15 protein-coding genes are annotated in these 18,196 nt (G+C 35.9%); 13 read left to right on the top strand and 2 right to left on the bottom strand.

Annotation, left to right across the window (positions count from 1 at the left end; translation table 11 throughout):
- Positions 1–1,158: 1,158 nt before the first annotated feature.
- Together K5G00_RS13615 and K5G00_RS30060 are read left to right on the top strand one after the other, a co-directional pair.
- On the top strand, positions 1,159–1,380 hold the full coding sequence (locus K5G00_RS13615) for a DUF2683 family protein (RefSeq protein ID WP_238766704.1): 222 nt from the start codon (positions 1,159–1,161) through the stop codon (positions 1,378–1,380).
- Positions 1,367–1,675 (top strand): type II toxin-antitoxin system YoeB family toxin, encoded by a 309-nt coding sequence (locus K5G00_RS30060; protein WP_317235549.1) that lies wholly within the window; start codon positions 1,367–1,369, stop codon positions 1,673–1,675. The genes K5G00_RS13615 and K5G00_RS30060 overlap by 14 nt, the downstream gene beginning before the upstream one ends.
- A gap of 281 nt (positions 1,676–1,956) precedes the next feature.
- On the opposite strand, the gene K5G00_RS13605 is transcribed toward K5G00_RS30060, so the two are convergent.
- Positions 1,957–2,169, bottom strand: a complete 213-nt coding sequence (locus K5G00_RS13605) for a hypothetical protein (protein WP_238766703.1) — start codon at positions 2,167–2,169, stop codon at positions 1,957–1,959.
- 216 nt (positions 2,170–2,385) lie between these two features.
- A complete protein-coding gene (locus K5G00_RS13600; protein ID WP_238766702.1) occupies positions 2,386–3,129 on the bottom strand; it encodes a hypothetical protein in 744 nt (247 codons plus the stop codon).
- Between the two features lie 1,545 nt (positions 3,130–4,674).
- Between K5G00_RS13600 and K5G00_RS13595 the strand changes: the two genes are divergently transcribed.
- From K5G00_RS13595 to K5G00_RS13545, 11 genes are all read left to right on the top strand, one after another.
- Positions 4,675–5,790 carry a GNVR domain-containing protein gene (locus K5G00_RS13595; protein WP_238766701.1) on the top strand — a complete coding sequence of 372 codons (1,116 nt, stop codon included), beginning with the start codon at positions 4,675–4,677 and terminating at the stop codon, positions 5,788–5,790.
- 420 nt (positions 5,791–6,210) lie between these two features.
- Complete coding sequence (locus K5G00_RS13590; RefSeq protein WP_238766700.1) at positions 6,211–7,698, top strand: oligosaccharide flippase family protein; 1,488 nt, start codon at positions 6,211–6,213, stop codon at positions 7,696–7,698.
- Between the two features lie 209 nt (positions 7,699–7,907).
- The gene (locus tag K5G00_RS13585; RefSeq protein WP_238766698.1) at positions 7,908–8,534 is read left to right on the top strand and encodes an acyltransferase; all 627 of its coding nucleotides are present in this window, start codon (positions 7,908–7,910) and stop codon (positions 8,532–8,534) included.
- A 38-nt stretch (positions 8,535–8,572) separates the two neighbouring features.
- On the top strand, positions 8,573–9,259 hold the full coding sequence (locus tag K5G00_RS30185) for a CatB-related O-acetyltransferase (RefSeq protein ID WP_262921360.1): 687 nt from the start codon (positions 8,573–8,575) through the stop codon (positions 9,257–9,259).
- A 76-nt stretch (positions 9,260–9,335) separates the two neighbouring features.
- Positions 9,336–10,136 (top strand): glycosyltransferase family 2 protein, encoded by an 801-nt coding sequence (locus K5G00_RS13575; RefSeq protein WP_238766697.1) that lies wholly within the window; start codon positions 9,336–9,338, stop codon positions 10,134–10,136.
- Positions 10,137–10,149: 13 nt separating this feature from the next.
- On the top strand, positions 10,150–11,289 hold the full coding sequence (locus tag K5G00_RS13570) for an NAD-dependent epimerase/dehydratase family protein (RefSeq protein WP_238766696.1): 1,140 nt from the start codon (positions 10,150–10,152) through the stop codon (positions 11,287–11,289).
- A complete protein-coding gene (locus K5G00_RS13565; RefSeq protein WP_238766695.1) occupies positions 11,289–12,272 on the top strand; it encodes a glycosyltransferase family 2 protein in 984 nt (327 codons plus the stop codon). The genes K5G00_RS13570 and K5G00_RS13565 overlap by 1 nt, the downstream gene beginning before the upstream one ends.
- Positions 12,256–13,437 carry an EpsG family protein gene (locus K5G00_RS13560; protein ID WP_238766694.1) on the top strand — a complete coding sequence of 394 codons (1,182 nt, stop codon included), beginning with the start codon at positions 12,256–12,258 and terminating at the stop codon, positions 13,435–13,437. The genes K5G00_RS13565 and K5G00_RS13560 overlap by 17 nt, the downstream gene beginning before the upstream one ends.
- Position 13,438: 1 nt before the next feature.
- Entirely contained in the window at positions 13,439–14,515 is a 1,077-nt protein-coding gene (locus K5G00_RS13555) for a glycosyltransferase family 4 protein (RefSeq protein WP_238766693.1), read from the top strand.
- A 447-nt stretch (positions 14,516–14,962) separates the two neighbouring features.
- Entirely contained in the window at positions 14,963–16,000 is a 1,038-nt protein-coding gene (locus tag K5G00_RS13550) for a glycosyltransferase family 4 protein (protein ID WP_238766692.1), read from the top strand.
- A gap of 624 nt (positions 16,001–16,624) precedes the next feature.
- Positions 16,625–17,746 (top strand): glycosyltransferase family 4 protein, encoded by a 1,122-nt coding sequence (locus K5G00_RS13545; RefSeq protein WP_238766691.1) that lies wholly within the window; start codon positions 16,625–16,627, stop codon positions 17,744–17,746.
- Positions 17,747–18,196 lie beyond the last annotated feature (450 nt).

Raw genomic sequence — 18,196 nt, 5'->3', positions numbered from 1 at the left:
AGGGTGAGCACCGTGTAGTAAGAAAATGAGACTATGAGCACCGGAAAGGTGAGAGATGAGAAAGTGAGCGGTGAGAAATGAGCAGCGAACGTTTTCCATTGAAAATAAAATTCAAAGACCAAAATAGCCGGTTGCCAGCGCCATCCCTGCGCCCACTAACAGAAAAGTTGACGCACGAATTTGAGTTGCCAAAGAGCTTTAAAGAATTGTAAACACAATAGAATTAGATGGAAATTTAAAAACTTTCAATATCCGCCCCCGGCGGATAAAGGTGCGTAGGCCAGCCAAAGTAGCCCGGGCCGGCGCAGGCCAAAAGCGTTGAAGGATAACTTTGGCTTGATTCTTTTGAATACTTTTCTCATCTAAGGAGAAAAGTATTTGGGGTATGGGGCAAAGCCCCGCTGAGAAGCAGAGACGAGGGTTGAGACGGTGGGCACTGAGATGGTGAGACTGTGAGCACTGAGAGGGAGATAAGCGGAGAGCGGTGAGAATTGAGCGATGAGTAGTAAGAACATGAGACTTTGAGCACTATGATTGTAAGAAAGGCGCGCAGGGTGAAAATTTGGCCCGGGCCGGCGTTGGTCTAGAGCGTGGAAGGATGAAACGAACATGGGGATACAAAATTTTATTTTCCCGGATTTCATGCCCATTGTGAGTTCCACGGGTTAAAAGGAGTCGATTAACTTTGAACTCATTTTTTAACCAAAGTAGGTATAACTCAAATCATATACCAGAGAAGTGAAATTTTCTTGACTTTTTTTCGTTCGTTTTTTGTGTCAAGACAAAAAAGGAACTGGGGTTCGGGGCAAAGCCCCGTGAGTCATTTGGAAGAGCAGTGAGACGATGAGATGATGAGAGATGAGACGGTGATAGGAGAGTACTGAGACGTTATAATTAAAGACCTTTGACTTTTGACTTTTCGACCTTGAGACGGTAAGAGATGAGCGATGAGCATTAAGCCGATGGGACATTGAAACCTTTGACCATTCGCTGGTGCGGATTTATAATTACGGATGTTCGGAAGATTTTTTCGCGAAACTCAACTCTAAAATAAATGGTATAATTATTTTGTCGATTTCTTTTGTACTGAACAGACAAATTGCATCTAGTTAAAATAAACAATAATTTTGTACCTTGTCGATTCAGAATAGAACAACAATGGAAGCATTAACAATACATCCGCAAAACAACGAACAATTGAAGGCGATTAAATCTGTTTTAAAAGCTATGAAAATACCTTTTGAAAAAAGCCCTTACAATCCTGATTTTCTAAAAAAAATTCAAGAATCAGAAAAACATCAGGAAGGTGCAGTTATCTTAAAATGCGAGGAAGATGTCAGCAACTATTTAAAAAATCTTGATACCGATGTACAAGATTAAAATTTTGCCGCAAGCAGACAAAGATATTCGAAGCTACCATAAAGCCGGAAATAAAAAAACAATAGGGAAAATCCGCAAGATTTTAAAAGAGTTACAACTTCATCCAACAACAGGGATTAGTCAGCCGGAACAATTGAAATATGAACTTTCCGGTTACTGGAGCCGACGAATTGATAAAAAAAACTTTATTGGCTGGTATACCCGGAGGTTTTGGTTTCTTGAGCAAAACTACAGGCAAAAAATTTTCTGTAAGCGCTGTTCGGGTGAAAAAGTTTTGTGCCACCACTCGATTTGATTCCACAAAGGCACACAACATTAGATTATTTGGATAAAAACCGGACAAAAAGAGAAATCTTGCAATTCAGTCAGAAAACTGAAATTATAATACAATCAAATAAAAAAATCCGGAAATTTTTGCCCGTTCATCGAAGCATGCCAATATTCGAAAAGTGATCATTGATAAAAATAATTCACTCTTTTATCAGGTTGACAATAAACGAAAAAGAATATATTTATTAACTTTCTTCGACAATCGCCAAAATCCGAACAGTCTAAAACTAAATCCAATTTAATAAATTAATCCACGTTGTATACAGCATCGGGAATTCTATCCGGCCACTGATGGGAAAAGATAAAAAGAAGGAATAACCTTTGAGTTGGAGTAGCCCATCCACTCCGGGCTTCTTTCATCTGGTGACTGGAGTTCACCTGATGAATATTGTTGAGTTTTGATTGAAGCGAGCAGAAAATTGTTATATCCGGTAATATTATTGTCTTTTCCAGTATCATTTTACCCTCTTCCAGTTGAACAGGAAGCGTCCCTGTACTTACAGGACCAGTCCGGGAAACAACAGGAGAAGGCTGAAAGTGAAAAGGAACGGAAAAAAAGGTACAGGAGAACCTGTTTGAACTTACAGGGAAGAGAATAAGTGCTACAGGGAAGGCGGGAAAACAACAGGGCGCCCCGTTCGCTTACAGGACGCCCCAAGTTTCAACAGGAAGTTGTTAATCAGTGTTTTCCGAAATGGATGCTTCCTTTTGGTTGTTTTTCTTTTTCCAGTACTGGCTGGAATAGCCTTTTAGCCTTTGCGGATTTTTCCAGAACAGGTATTTCCCGGCTTCCCGGATTTCATCCACCAATTCTTTGAGGTGGGTATAGGCCTGGTCACGCAAAACCTTTGCTTCATTTTGTTCGGCTTTGTCGCCGTTGGCAGTGGCCAGCAGGTCGGCCATTTCATCGGCCATTGTTGCAGCCTTATCCAGTTTGGTTATATCAAAACCAATAGCGCTTAAAGCATTGGCATTTTCACGCCCCAGGACTGCTAAATTGTTCAGGTCTTGTAGCATATCTGCATGTCCGCTACCTTCGGCAACTTCTGCCACTCGGTTCAAAATTGCCGCATCATCCCGATAGGCAAAACGAAATACATGAAGCAGCTCGTCACGCAGGTCATAGGCCAGGGGTGATAGTTCGCCCCAATCCCGTTGAGCCTCCTCCTGTGAATAGCGCTGTTTAAACCACAATGATTGTGCTTCACGTAAAGCTCCGGCCCGAACGGGAAGGTCGTTTATCTGTTCTTCGCTGATACCGGTAATCACCAGTTTTTCCTTGTCGGCCAGACACCAGTGGTAAAGATTCTCAGCTTCCTGCAGAAAAACATCCACAGGCAGCGTAGGGGTTTGTACTTGTTCGTTGGGGATGGCTTTGAGCACATCCAATTTCGTTTGAAAATCATCAGAATTACTCATAATAATAGATTTAAAGTTTAACATATACCATCAGGTCCCGGGGTAAAAGTTGTGGAAAAAGATTTACCGGAAAGTGAATCTGGTGGTTTTTTTCACTTTTATGAATTAATTGTGTTTATGGTGATTTAAAAGTAGAATCTTTTTTTGTAATTAAGTAGAAAATCAATCAGTTATGTAACATATGGATTTTTGTAACCCTGGAGGAGAGTGCTGTGTTTTCGTTGCACCGAATAAACCCGGTAAGGGTTCAATAACAATAGTCCCCGGTTTTAACCGGGGGAAGGAATACCAATACGCAACCCAGGCCGGCGAGGCTACCCGGATTGAAAAGGCGCCCTTCTCCCGGCCGCAATAACAGACCAAACAAAAGAATCATTTGCACAAATCTAAATTCTGCGTAGCTGGTCAACGAAGCAAAGCGAGTCTATATCAAATGAATTCAGGATATTATCAGGAAGCACATTGAAGGCCCCTTTAGGGGTTTGGGGTAGCTGGCAGCAGTGTTTGCGGCGCATACCACGCCTCTTTTTCAAAACGCTGGCTACGGTGCACCTGTTTTTTGTGCGGCACTTCCTCCCCGGCATAAATGCCGGAGTTATTGTAGTCAAACCCGCTGGAGTTTATATTGGGGAATGACATGATGAAGAAATAATTCCTCATGGAATACAAATCACAAAAAATTGTATCTTACAAAACCCGGTAAGGGTTTAATAACAATAGCCCCCGGTTTTAACCGGGGGAAAATAGACGGGAATACAACCCCGGCCGGCGAGGCTACCCTGATTGAAAAGGCGCCCTTCTCCCGGCCGCAATAACAGACCAAACAAAAGAACCATTTGCACAAATTTAAATTCTGCGTAGCTGGTCAACGAAGCGAATCTTTATCAAATGAATTCAGGATATTATCAGCAAGCACCTTAAAAGCCCCTTCAGGGGTTTGGGGGAGCTGGCAGCAGTGTTTGCGGCGCATACCACGCCTCTTTTTCAAAACGCTGGCTAGCGTGCGCCTGTCTTTTGTGTAGTTGCTTCCTCCCCGGCATAAATGCCGGAGTTATTGTGGTCAAACCCCGATAGGGTTGATTGAGGATGAGATGATGTGAAAGCAATCTGCCTTGGAACCCGAATCACAAAAAATTGTACAAGTATAAACCATAAGGGTAAATAAAAATAACTCTGGTTTTAGCCGGGAGGCCACAATTCAATTCTTTTTTTTGAAAAAGAATTTTATCGTTTTTCTTTCGTTTTACTTTCTTAAAGTTTTTACTTTTGACGACTTTTTTGAACAAGCGTCATACTCCTTTTCGTTTGAGATTTCCAGGGCCCAAATGTAATTGAGGTGGCGGAGCATTGAAAAGGGGTATCATTTTATTATTAAATTACATATGATAAAGGGAAACACTCGTTTGAGTAAAAATCTTAAAGAGACCAGCTAATCACTAATCGTTTTATCTTTGCAAAACAATGATTACGTTAGAATTTTAGTCGGATTAGCAATCTTTGTGCTGGCTGTAAAAAAAAGCAAGGGAGTACGATTGATTCAAACATATGAAAGACCAAGCGGAAATAAGATATCATTCAAGGGAAACTGATATAGAAGATGATTTTGTTGAACTTGTAAAAACGATATGGCAAGGTCGGAAAGTTATTGTTATATCTGTTGTTATAAGTACCTTTCTTGGACTGATGGTAGCCTTACTTTCTCCAAAAGAATTTACAGCCTCTGTTACGTTGGTACCCCAAACATCTGGGAACAGCGGAAATCTCGGCGGACTTTCGTCGTTGGCCGACATGGCAGGGTTTAATTTGAATTTGACTAATGGAATGGCAGAGCTTTCACCTCAAATATATCCACAAATAGTGCAGAGTATACCATTTCAGATGGAAATAATGAACACCTCTTATACATTTCCGGGAATAGATAAAAAGATGAGTCTGTATGCCTATTATACAGAAGTGTACAAGCCGGGAATCCTTGTTCATTTTAAAAAATACACCATTGGCCTGCCAGGGGTTGTTTTGAAAATGATTAGAGAAGAAAAAGATGTTCCTTTAGAGAAAAAGGAAAGTGAAAACAGCGGGCCGTTGAAACTCACAAAAGAACAGAATGATGTTCTAAGAATTATTGCTCAAAATATTTTGCTTTCAGTTAACGACAGGGATGGTTTTATGGTTTTATCAGCGCGATTTTTTGACCCGGATTTATCGGCGCAGGTTGCTCATAAAACACAAATATTGCTTCAGAATAGTATTACCAAAATTAAGATTGAAAAAGCCGTCGCTCAATTGCAATTTGTCGAAGAACGTTATGATGAGAGCAAAAAGGAGTTCGAAACAGCACAGAAAAAATTGGCTACTTTCAGGGATAGAAATAAAAATGTAGTCAATGCTATGGCTCTTGCAGAGGAAGAGCAGTTGCAAAATGAATATCAACTGGCATTTAACGTTTATTCCCAACTGGCTCAGCAGCTTGAACAGGAACGAATCAAAGTTAAAGAAGACACACCGGTGTTTTCAGTGGTTAGTCCCGCTGTCGTCCCGCTCAAAAAATCAAAGCCTAACAGGCTCTTGATTCTTGTCATATGGATTTTCCTTGGTGCGATAACAGGTGTGGGCTGGATTTTGGGAAGAGAATTTTTTAATGGGATCAGGGAACTGGAATAGAAAATAGAACGGTGCCCTAATGATCGAATTGTTACATACGAACTGTTGAGGAAAGTAAACGAATGTATGCGCCAGATAGTTTACCAAATAAATAAATGTGAAACAGTAAAAGCCATTGGTTTTCTTGCACCAAATTTTTTCTAGAGAATTTCATACGTAACCATTAATACAGGGGAATAGTTTTTTATAGCAGGAATGGTACAATGGCTTTTATCCCACCTATAGTTAAATTCTAAAGGAGTAGTCGGTTAACTAAAGAAATATTTAGAACAGGAAGACAGGTTTGTGGAGCTATATAAAAGTGCAGGAAGGAATGTTCAAAAAAATAGAAAGGCGAATACGCAGACAAAATAGTAAGGGACCTTATGTCAAATTAATATAAGTAGCAGAAAGCGATTAATACCATTTTTAAATGTAATAATGGGAGAAATTTCAGAAAAAAAATCCTACAGACAAATATTTAAAGCAACGACCATTTTTGGAGGAGTTCAGATTATATCAGTTTTAATAAACCTCCTGAAATCCAAAATAATTGCAATATTTCTGGGGCCTGAAGGAATGGGCATTTTTTATTTGCTTCAAAATCCGATAAAGCTTATTTCGCAGGTTTCAGGGCTGGGAATTAATATTAGCGGAATCAGAGAAGTTTCAAAATCAACAAACGAACACGATATTGATGAACAAACAAAATCAATCATTACTGTTCGTCGCTGGACGCGTGTATCCGGGCTGATCGGAACAGTTTTAACGATTATACTATCAAGCAGCCTAAGCAAATGGTCGTTTGGAAATACTGACTATACCTGGTCTTTTTGCCTGTTATCCGTCGTAGTGTTGTTAACGGCTCTGGGAAATGAAAATGACGTTATCCTAAAAGGAACCAGACAAATTAATAATATTGCCAGGGCAGGTATATACAGTGCAGCATCAAGCTTGGCAGTAACATTTCCTTTATACTATTTTTTTAAGCTTCAGGGAATTATTCCTGTTCTTATCTCTACAGCTTTATTTGTTTATGTTTTTAATCGAAATTATTCCCGTAAAGTACCACTTGGCAGAGCCTCTTTATCCTACACAGAAACATTTCAACGCGGAAAAAAAATGGCTTCACTGGGAATAATGCTTGTAATTGCGGGTTTTGCAGAGACACTTGCTATGTATCTTGTCAATATATTTATTCGTAATGCGGGAAATATTGAGGATGTCGGACTTTTTCAGGCTGGAATGCAAATTACAAATGTTTCCATTTCACTCGTCTATACTGCAATGGCAGGAGACTATTTTCCCCGGCTGTCAGCTATTTGCCACAGGACAGGTGAAATGAATAAGCTGGTTAATCAACAAGCTGTAATAGCGGCATTAATTAGCACTCCAATTTTAATGATGATGATTACATTCGTTTCCCTGCTAATACAGGTTTTTTTATCAAAGTCATTTTTACCCGTGAGTAATTTTATTCACTGGATATTGCTCGCTGCTGTGTTTAGAGCCTCTACATGGACTATTCATTATATTATCCTTGCGAAGGGAGATTCAAAGCTTTTCCTGAAATTAGTGCTGCTGACAAATTCTCTTCAATTGATGTTTTATATCGGCGGGTATAAAGTATATGGATTAATGGGACTTGGTTTAGGATATCTTGTTACTATGACGAGTAATGCCGCTTTTATGTATTATATCATTCATCGAAAGTATCATTTCTCATTCAAAAGGGAATTTATACAATTGCTAACTTTTGGTTTTATAATGACAGCAATGTGCATTATCTCAGGTTTTGTTTTCAATGATTTATATAAATACATAACGAATTCTTTTATTATTGTAATAACAATAATTATTTCGATCCGAAAATTAAATCAAAAAATAGATCTCCTTGATATACTTAAACAATACAAGAAAAATAAATGAAACCTAGACAATTGATAAACAAGGTTTTTTCAAAATTGGAGCATTACATAAGCAAAAAGAAACTCCACATCTGGAACACTTTTTATTTTAATTTTCGAACACTACCTTTTAAACAAGCGCGAAAATTTCCGGTATATATCTACGGGAAGGTAAAATTTCTTACTCTCGGGGGGAAGGTAATTATTAACAGTAAGGAAATAAAGCCGGGTATGATAAAGTTAGGCAGAAATACTGATGTATTTGGTGGTTCGAATGGAGCAGCTATTATTTTGTTATCACAAAAAAGCCAAATAATATTTGATGGTTTTTGTTCTATCGGTATTGATTATGCTTTAAGAGTAACGGGTGGAAAATTGCATTTTGGAAATTATTCTCGTTTGGGGTCATATGTTTTAGTTTCTTGTAGTACATATGTTCGAATTGGTGCAAATACAGATGTAACATTTGGATGTCAAATTTTGGATTCAAATTTTCACTACATTCATTATATTGAAAAAGGTTTAACAAAAAGACATAGTGAACAAATAATAATTGGAGATTCCAATTGGATTGGAAATCATTCGTCGATTATGAAAGGCTCAAAAACAGCTGCAAATACGATTGTTTCACTTAATAGTCTTCTCAACAAAGACTATTCAAAACTTTATAACCAAGAGAATATTTTATTGGCAGGTTCTCCTGCTCAAAAAGTGATGGACAACTGTAAACGAATTTTTTCATACAAAAAAGAAGCTGAAGTAAATATATTTTTCAAAAAAAATCCTAAAATTCATACTTATGATGTCAAAAGTGAATATCGGGATAAAATTAATGATATGATTAGCTTTTTTGAATAAGAATGTGGTCGGATTCATTATGTTTTAAGACAAAGAACATGAGAAGAATTATTTATTTTATCTTTTTATTTTTCCCGGTTTCGAATTTTTTTGAGAAGTTTAGAAACAGGAAAAAGGCATTGTTCGGAAAGAATTCAATAATTAAAAATTGTTGTTTTGAGGAGCGGAATACAATTAGTCCTAATGTATTTTTGTTCAATTCTGAAATAGGATACGGCACATATATAAATCATCGTTCCAAAATTTTTAATGCAAAAATTGGTCGTTTTTGCAGCATTGCCGATGATGTGAAAGTTGTATTAGGCAATCATCCAACCTCGAAAGTGGTTACTACACATCCATCGTTTTACAACAATACCCAAAGTCACTTCAATTTTACATTTCATAAAGGCCCGGAGCCAAAGTTCCAAATTAACAGACTGGTTAATAATAAGTACAGCGTTATTATTGGAAATGATGTATGGATTGGATCAAATGTAAAAATAATTGAAGGTATTACCATTGGCGATGGAGCAGTAGTTGCGGCGGGAGCAGTCGTGACTAAAGATGTAGCTCCATATGAAGTTGTAGGAGGTGTGCCGGCCCGAAAAATCAAAAGCCGTTTTACACAGGAACAAATTAATTGGCTGTTGGAATATAAATGGTGGAACAAAGACTTTGAGTGGCTCAAGAAAAATAAGGACTTATTTCTGAATATAGATGATTTTATTTTTCAAAACAGCTAGAATCAATGAAGAAGAAAAAGATATCAGAGTTGCAAATCTCTCCTGTTAAAACTAACAATCTGGATATAAATAGAGAATGAAAACATTAATAATCAAAGTGATTACCAGGCTAAGATGGAAACTTCAGTACGGGAAATACGAATCCCGAATTCATTCTGGTGAAGAATTGGATAAAAGGGTGGCTAAAAACCAACGTGTAAATATTATATACAGAATTAGTGACGCAGGTTATAAAAAAAGAAAGCCGGATTATATCAATAATGAAAATTGTTTAGCCAATGCAGTAAAAAATTTTCCACTGACCCAGCATAACTGGGTTATTATTGCTGATAATTGCTGTGATGCAACACTGACCATAATCGAAAAATATATTCCAAAAGAAAACATCAAAATTGTAAGCATTGGACACGGTGCCGGAACTTTTAATCTTGCATTAGACATTGCACTGGGCTTGGGCAAAAATGAGGTTGTATATTTTTTGGAAAATGATTACATACATCGCTCTAATGCTTCCAAAGTTCTTGGCGAGGGATTTTGTTTAGACGATGATGGCTATTTTACGTTGTATGATCATCCGGATAAATATTATATCAGGGAAAGAAGCATTATGCATTTCACGAAAAGTACGCATTGGAGAGAATCAAACTCAACAACAATGACTTTTGCCACAAAGGTAAAGACATTAAAATGTGACGAAAAAGTATTGAGGAAATGGACAAAAGGTAAACATCCGCTTGACTGGCAAATGTTTTTAGAGTTAAAGTACTTCAACAAGAGAAAACTTTACTCTTCTGTACCTGGATATTCGACACACGGTGAGACAATTTGGCTTTCTCCTGTAATTGACTGGGATATCGTTAGTTCGGAATTTGAATAAAACTGACAAAATAATGGAAAGTGTACTTATTACCGGCGGAGCCGGATTTATCGGTTCTAAATTAGCATTACAATTGATTAACAAAGGATACAAAGTAACAATCCTTGATAATTTGTCTCCTCAGATTCATGGTGATAATCCGGAGCAAACTTCACCGCTTTATCAATCGATAAAAGACAAAGTTCATTTTATCAAAGGTTCAGTTACAGAGCAAGATGACCTAATACGGGCTGTCGATAATCAGGAAATCATTGTGCATCTGGCGGCAGAGACAGGAACCGGCCAGTCAATGTATAAGATACATAAATATACTGATACGAATGTTGGCTCAACGGCACTTCTTTTGGATATATTAACAAATGAAACTCATTCTGTTAGAAAAGTTGTTGTTGCAAGTTCCAGGGCAATTTACGGAGAAGGCCGTTATTACTGTGAGGAAATAGACAGTTATGTCTATCCTACGGTTCGCCTGCAAAAACATTTAAGTGTTGGAGACTTTGAAGTAAAATATCCAGGATGCAAAAATATTCTCAAACTGGTTTCTACCGCTGAAGATTCCAAAATTCATCCGACTTCTGTTTACGGGATTAGCAAGCAGGTGCAGGAACAATTGGTAATGACCGTATGTCCGAGTATTGGAATTGCCCCCGTTGCTTTTCGGTATCAGAATGTTTACGGACCGGGGCAATCACTAGCAAATCCATATACCGGTATTTTATCTATCTTCTCTACACGTATCAAAAATGGGAATGGCATCAATATATTTGAAGATGGTAAAGAATCACGTGATTTTGTGTTTATTAATGATGTCGTGTATGCTACAATTTTAGGAATTGAAAAAGAAGAAGCCAATGGTTTTGTTTTTAATGTTGGAACTGGCGTGCCAACAGATGTATTAACAGTCGCAAATATACTTATTGATAAGTACGGTATCAAGGTTCCACTTAAGATATCAGGAAATTACCGATTAGGCGATATTCGTCATAATTATGCTGACATTAAGTTAATTAATAAGAGATTAGGTTTTTCCCCTAAATGGAGTTTTGAAAAAGGAATTGAGCAGTTTGTAAAATGGGTCAATGAGCAAAATGTTCAAAAGGATAATTATGAACAATCAATCAAAGAACTAAAAGAAAAAGGATTATACCAATAATGATTATACCAAAAACTGCTAAAATCGGGATTGTAACCGTATTATACAACAGTGAAGAAGTCCTTCCTGATTTTTTTAAATCGCTTGAAGAGCAGAATTATCAAAATATTGAATTATATGTGGTTAATAACGCATCTCCAGACAATTCATTACCATTAAGTAAAGACCTAAGCAAAAAAGTTTGGTTTCCGGTAAAATTTATCGAGTGTCCGGAAAACTATGGAATTGCAAAAGGAAATAATCTTGGAATATTTGAGGCCTTATCCAATCGATGCAGCTATATACTTCTTGCAAATAACGACATTGAACTGAATCCCAATACCATTTCAATACTTTTTGAAGAAATGATGCAAGAAGATGCAACAATGGCTGTTCCTAAAATATATTATCATGGAACAAATATTATCTGGGCAGCAGGGGGGAAATTTATTTACCATACAGGAAGTGTCAGACATATTGGTGTAAGAGAAGAAGATAAAGGACAATTTGAAAAACGCTGTAATATTCCTTATGCACCAACCTGTTTTATGCTAATTGATGCGTCTGTATTTCAACGTATAGGTTTCATGGATGAAAGATACTTCGTTTATTTCGACGACACTGATTTTGTTTATCGTGCTGTGATAAAAGGTAAAGAGAACTTAATATATATACCCAGAAGTATTGTCTGGCATAAAGAAGGAGGCTCAACGGGTGGATTTAAGAGTGATTTTAGTATCAGATATCAAACGCGAAACATGGTGTATTTTACATTAAAACAATATACATTTTTTCATCAACTCGTTGTATTTGCTTTTAATTTTTCTTATTACTTACTGAAAGCATCTTTTAAGATGTCTGCCCGCCAGCGTAGAATAATGCGTCGCTCATATTGGGATGGGGTAAAAGTTTATGTGCAAAGTAAAAAGGAGTCGTCTTCGATTTCATATTCAGAGCGTATTTCTAATATAACAGGAAGAAACGATAATGGGGGAAGCCTATAGCTATTTGTATTCAATTCCATATGTTATATACATGCTCTTCCTTATTGGCTGTTTTTATTTTGAGAAGAAGAGGTTAGCACAGGGAGAAAATGCAGAAGACATTCGTAAGGTCGTTTTGTTCAGTGCGTTGGTATTTATTGGCTTGAGAGGTCACGTAATGACCGATTATATTTCCTATTATCCCTATTTTAAAGAAATGCCAACTTTTCAAAATGGGAAACTAACCGATTTTAGCAGGTATGGAAGAATTGAATTCGGTTTCTTGTATTATACTTATTTTATTAAGTCAATATTTCGTAATTATTTCATTTGGGTTTTTATCAATACGCTCATTGATTTATTCATTATTAATCAAATATTTAAGAAATACACTTCTTATTATGCACTGGCATTTATTGTTTTCATTGGTTTTCAAGGATTGGGGCTGGAAATTAATACCTATCGGAATATAAAAGCTATTGTTCTTTTTATGCTGTCTCTGCAATACATTCGGAAGAAGAAATTTGTTCCGTATTTATTGCTCAATTTATTAGGCTTTACTTTTCACGCGAGTGCACTAATCTACATCCCAATGTACTTCATTTTGAACCGGAAGATTTCAAAAATGATGATATGGGCTCTCTTTGTTATTAGTAATTGTATCTTTCTTTTACATATAAAGCTTAGTAGTGTCATTATCCCTCCGCTAATTGATTTAACAGGAATGAGTGTTTCTATCTCTAAAATTATGACATATCTGAATACTTCGAGTTCTTACGGAATATCAGTTGGGTATGTGGAACGTATCCTCTCTTTTACTCTTTTTACGATTTTTAGTGATAAGATGATTGAGAAGACAGAAATGAACAGGATTTTTTATAATTCTTATTTGTTGTACTTTTTCTTTTTCTTTTTCTTTTCAGACATGAGTGTTTTTGCCGAAAGGTTTTCGGGATTATTTGTTTTTTCATACTGGGTCTTATATCCCAATGTCTATAAGTGCATTAATAAAGTTGAAATAAAGAAAGTATTCATTTCATATTTATTGTTTTTAAGCCTGTTTAAAGTGATAACGGGTAATTCTGTAATTTTTTCAAAATACGACAACTTATTGTTTGGAATACAAAGTTTTGAGCAAAGGGAGTCTGTTTTTAATCAGTACAACAAACAAATATTCAATCAGTAGGATGAAAGTTATTTTTGATCACCAAATATTTTCATCGCAAAAACATGGAGGCGTTTCGAAATATTTTGTCGAATTAATCAGGCATCTCCCAAAGGAATACTGGAGAACTACGACTTTTTTCTCGAATAATGAATATGTGAGACATTATCGCCTGTTTCATACGTTCCCGTTTTTCCCGGGAATAGAATTTCCCGGAAAGGGGCGAATTATTTCCGAATTGAATAAGCCTTATTCGATTATAAAGTTGGGGAGTCAAAAGTATGACGTGTTTCATCAGACGAATTTTGATCCATACTGTATCAAACCAATCGGTTCAAAGCCTATGGTTACCACTTTTCATGACATTAATTTTGCAACTATAGACAAAAATGAGTCAAGGGTGGTATTTCAGAGAAAATCGCTTAATCGGGCCGATAAAATTGTGGCTATCAGCCACAACACAAAAAAGGATTTGGTGGAACATTACTCTGTAGAACCTTCAAAAATAGAAGTAATTCATCATGGTGTGTCACAAACCACAATTCCGGGGGGACTAAATTCTCGTATTCTGAAAGCTCCCTATCTGTTGTTTGTAGGATTAAGACGTGAGTTTAAAAACTTTAAGCGATTTATTGAAGCATTTGCAGTTTTTCATCATAAATACCCTGATTTACATGTGATATGCACCAGGAATGATTTTTCAAAAGCAGAGTTGATTTTATTTGAAGAGTTGAAGATACGTAAAAAAATCCATCATATTAACGCCGATGAAATAACAATGGCCCGACTATACAGAGATGCAGAACTTTTCGTTTTCCCATCTTTATATGAAGGCTTTGGAATGCCTATTCTCGAGGCAATGATCAATAACTGTCCGGTAGCTATTTCTAGTACCAGCTGTTTTCCTGAAATCGCAGGTGACGCTGCGTCTTACTTCGATCCATATCAAGTTGATGATATAGTTTATGCAATTTTAAAAGTTCTGGATAATCCCTCTTATAAAAAAAGACTAATACAAAGAGGAAAAGCCAGGGCACTGGAATTCACATGGGAAAAAAGTGTAGAAAGACACGTTAAACTTTATGAATCTCTTTTATAAACAATCTTAACCTTTTGAAACCTTAAAATAGTTATAAGGACAGACGGATATACCCACCAATTTATGTCAGGAAATAAAAAAAATACCTCGTAAAAAAAAGTAAATTAAACAAATATATTTTGACGCGAGAAGCACAAATGTTGCTCTTTCGTATGAATATCTGGAAACAGATGCACTTGGTTTAAGTTTGGAATATTTAATGTTGTTTGGGAGAGGGATTACGTTTCTGTAATTTAGAAGTTCTGTCTATGTTTCCTTTTAAGAAATTCCTTGTAGTCTATAAAATGATGAATTGGGGATGTAGGCCATATCTAAAGAACGGTTTTGAGAAAAATATTCAATTAGGGAAAATCTAACTTAACTTTGTAGAAGTGTTATCTTAATTAAGGGAAGTAACATCAGTTTATAAAAGGCTAAATCATTAATTATTTTTAATATCAGTTTGTTATGGAAGTGGTTTTTTTGACTAAATATTTTTCAGAGGGGCCTTCCTCCAGATATCGATCTTTCAATTATTCCAAATTTTTTGATGCTGAAGGAGTTTTTTATACATTTTCTCCTCTTTTTTATGATGGATATGTTTCCGATTTGTATTTAAAGGAGATACCTTTTTATAAGGTAGTAAAGTCCTACCTTAAAAGATTTTTGTTTTTAGCGTTTACGCCCAAAAAAAATAGGTTTTTTGTTATCGAAAAAGAATTATTTCCCAACATACCTTTTTTTATTGAGCAGATATTGTTAAGAAATAAAAATTACAGTATAGATTATGACGATGCTGTTTTTATCAAATACAATAAAAATTTTTTGTTAAAAAACAAGCACTTAAAGTTAGCCCGAAAAGCAAAATTTTTGTCTGTTGGAAATTACTGGTATTTTACGCAGTTTTCCAAAGACAAATGCGTGTATTTACCAACTGTAATTGATATAGGAAAGTATCCGCCTGTTTATAAAAAGGAACAAAATAAGCCTCTAATAATATGCTGGATTGGAACACCTTCGAATATTAAATACTTAAAAGCGCTTATACCGGTTTTTAAAAAGCTTCGTGATTCAAAAATTGAATTTAAGTTACGGATAATAGGAGGAGAACTATATGAGCCGGATTTAAATATCGAAAACATTGAATGGCGTGAAAAAACAGAACACTTAAACCTTGCTGGCAGTGACATTGGTATTATGCCACTTTTCGACTCAAAATGGGAAAGTGGAAAATGTGGATTCAAACTCATACAGTACATGATATCGCACTTGCCTGTAATAGCCAGTCCTTCGCCGGCAAATAAAGAAATTATTTCCCATGGCGAAAACGGTTATATCGCTTCAACGGATACGGAATGGATATTTTATCTTTCAAAACTATGTGAAGACTCAAAATTGAGAGAAGAAATTGGGCAGAGAGGACATGACACAATAATTGAAAACTATTCTTACCAGAAATGGGGTCCTAAATATGTGAATTTAATAAAGCAACAAACAACAAATTAAAAGATGGAATGTAAGAGGCAGATGGTGGAGTAAATTTGTTGAAATCTGCTTATAGATGGAATCACATTTTGATAAAAAGAAAAACGGACGAATCGTAAGTACGGGAGATCGGAAATAGTTGAAATGGAAATAAAAAATAAATTTTTACAGAAGAAAATCAGTTTAAGGTCCTTTGTGTTATTTTGGGTGTTGTAAACTTGATTGGTTACCCATTATTTTTTAATTTCTATTGTTTTTAAATAGTCAATAGTTTATTTATTCACGCAACCTTATTTGGGATCTCTTCATCATTAAATTTTACGTTTTTTATGGCGATTAGAAATTAAAAAATTATGGCCAGCACTTTTTTTATTAATTTTGGGTCAAAGTTTACATTTAGAATTAAATATTTACATTTTAAATTATGTCTGTCGAAGCTATGGAAATCAATTAAAACAATTGATATAGTGGGAGCTTTGATACATGGCTTGAAATTTGTTAGACAAAGAAAAACTAAGAACGCTAAAATTTTTTATTGTAAAATAGCGTTATATTTAAAAGGTTATAACAGGCTGGTTTTTCTTTCAGGACAAGAGAAGGAAATTGAACGTTTGTTAAAGTTTTCATTTAAGGATTAGCTCTCAAATGATGGAAAAGAAAATAGTTATACTACTCAATACTTCCTGGTATATTTACAATACGCGGAAGAATCTGATAAAAATACTTATCGCAGAAGGGTTTAAGATATATACTGTTGCTCCTTATGACAGTAATTATTCAGAAAAACTTAAAGCGCTTGGTTGTGAGCACCATGATTTGCCCATCGATTCAAAATCAAAAAATCCATTTTCTGAAATTGCTTTAATTTGGAGGATTAGACGCAAGCTGAAGGAAATAAAGCCGGATGTTCTTTTAAATTTTACCATAAAGCCTAATGTTTATGGGACCATTGCGGCATCGAGTTTGAAAATTCCGTGTATAAATAACATCTCAGGTTTGGGAACTCTTTTTTCCGAAAATCCGGTGTCCAGAACTATTTTCAAAATTTTATTTAAATTTTCTCAAAATAAAGCTAAAACTGTATTTTTTCAAAATCCAGAGGACTTGCAGCACTTGACCGGACAAAGAATTGTAAGGAAGGAGATTGCGCGTTTGCTGCCTGGTTCTGGTGTAAGTTTAAATGAATTTTCATTTTCTCCTGCAGTAACCAATGGAACCACAAAATTCCTTTTGATGGCAAGAATGATATATCCAAAGGGGATTGATGAACTCGTTTCGGCTTCGCATATATTAAGAGAAAAAGGATATGATCATTTTAAGGTACTTCTTCTGGGAGAGCTTGGGGTAAATAATCCTTTGGCTATATCGCAGAAAAAGATGGACGAGTATTGCCGGAACGAATATGTTAATTATCTGGGAAAAACGGATGACGTAAAAACAGTAATTCAAAAGTCGGATGCAGTCGTTTTACCTTCTTATTATAAAGAAGGAACCCCCAGGAGCCTTTTGGAGGCGCTTTCTGTGGGGAGACCGGTAATCACTACGAATATGCCCGGATGTAAAGATACGGTGGTTGATAACTCTAATGGTTTTATCTGTGCTCCTAAGTCGGCAAAAGAACTTGCACAAAAGATGGAGTTATTTTTAAAAATGGATCAAGTGGCAAGATTGAAAATGGGGGAGCAATCCAGAAAAATAGCAGAAGAGAAGTTTGATGAAAAGATCGTTATTGATTTTTATTTAGATGCCATTCAAAGTGCTATTTAGATATAAATCAATTATTGATTTGCCGCAAGAGATATCCGATTGTCAAAATACGTTAATTTTTATTTTTGTATTGTCTCTTTCCCCTGGCATAAATGCCGGAGTTATAGCAGTCAAACCTTGCTATGGTTTATGTTTGGAATGACCTGAAATGAAGTAATCCATACCGGGGATTCAAATAACAAAGAACTGTACCAGTTAAAAACCCGGTAAGGGTTTAGTAACAATAGCCCCCGGTTTTAACCGGTACCAAATCCCGTTCGTAACAACAAATAGAAAATAATCCTGAAAACTTTTTTTTTTGATCGTTGTTTAACGATATATCACTGGTCATTCCTATTTTTTTAAGTAATTTTAGTAAAACTCAAATCAGTGAATGAAGCTAATAATCAAAAAAATAACAATACCAATGCTTCGGTTTGTGTTCCCCCGACAGACATAAACCGGTTTTTA

The organism is Maribellus maritimus, from assembly GCF_022267315.1.
In the GTDB taxonomy this organism is placed as follows: domain Bacteria; phylum Bacteroidota; class Bacteroidia; order Bacteroidales; family Prolixibacteraceae; genus Draconibacterium; species Draconibacterium maritimum.
Note: the sequence above shows the minus strand (reverse complement) of the source record. Positions and strands in the feature narration are given on the sequence as shown.

Bases quoted from the DNA above. Each gene is read 5' to 3' on its own strand.
- K5G00_RS13615 (WP_238766704.1), top strand. From the start codon at position 1,159: ATGGAAGCATTAACAATACATCCGCAAAACAACGAACAATTGAAGGCG.
- K5G00_RS30060 (WP_317235549.1), top strand. From the start codon at position 1,367: ATGTACAAGATTAAAATTTTGCCGCAAGCAGACAAAGATATTCGAAGC.
- K5G00_RS13605 (WP_238766703.1), bottom strand. From the start codon at position 2,169: ATGATACTGGAAAAGACAATAATATTACCGGATATAACAATTTTCTGC.
- K5G00_RS13600 (WP_238766702.1), bottom strand. From the start codon at position 3,129: ATGAGTAATTCTGATGATTTTCAAACGAAATTGGATGTGCTCAAAGCC.
- K5G00_RS13595 (WP_238766701.1), top strand. From the start codon at position 4,675: ATGAAAGACCAAGCGGAAATAAGATATCATTCAAGGGAAACTGATATA.
- K5G00_RS13590 (WP_238766700.1), top strand. From the start codon at position 6,211: ATGGGAGAAATTTCAGAAAAAAAATCCTACAGACAAATATTTAAAGCA.
- K5G00_RS13585 (WP_238766698.1), top strand. From the start codon at position 7,908: ATGATAAAGTTAGGCAGAAATACTGATGTATTTGGTGGTTCGAATGGA.
- K5G00_RS30185 (WP_262921360.1), top strand. From the start codon at position 8,573: ATGAGAAGAATTATTTATTTTATCTTTTTATTTTTCCCGGTTTCGAAT.
- K5G00_RS13575 (WP_238766697.1), top strand. From the start codon at position 9,336: ATGAAAACATTAATAATCAAAGTGATTACCAGGCTAAGATGGAAACTT.
- K5G00_RS13570 (WP_238766696.1), top strand. From the start codon at position 10,150: ATGGAAAGTGTACTTATTACCGGCGGAGCCGGATTTATCGGTTCTAAA.
- K5G00_RS13565 (WP_238766695.1), top strand. From the start codon at position 11,289: ATGATTATACCAAAAACTGCTAAAATCGGGATTGTAACCGTATTATAC.
- K5G00_RS13560 (WP_238766694.1), top strand. From the start codon at position 12,256: ATGGGGGAAGCCTATAGCTATTTGTATTCAATTCCATATGTTATATAC.
- K5G00_RS13555 (WP_238766693.1), top strand. From the start codon at position 13,439: ATGAAAGTTATTTTTGATCACCAAATATTTTCATCGCAAAAACATGGA.
- K5G00_RS13550 (WP_238766692.1), top strand. From the start codon at position 14,963: ATGGAAGTGGTTTTTTTGACTAAATATTTTTCAGAGGGGCCTTCCTCC.
- K5G00_RS13545 (WP_238766691.1), top strand. From the start codon at position 16,625: ATGATGGAAAAGAAAATAGTTATACTACTCAATACTTCCTGGTATATT.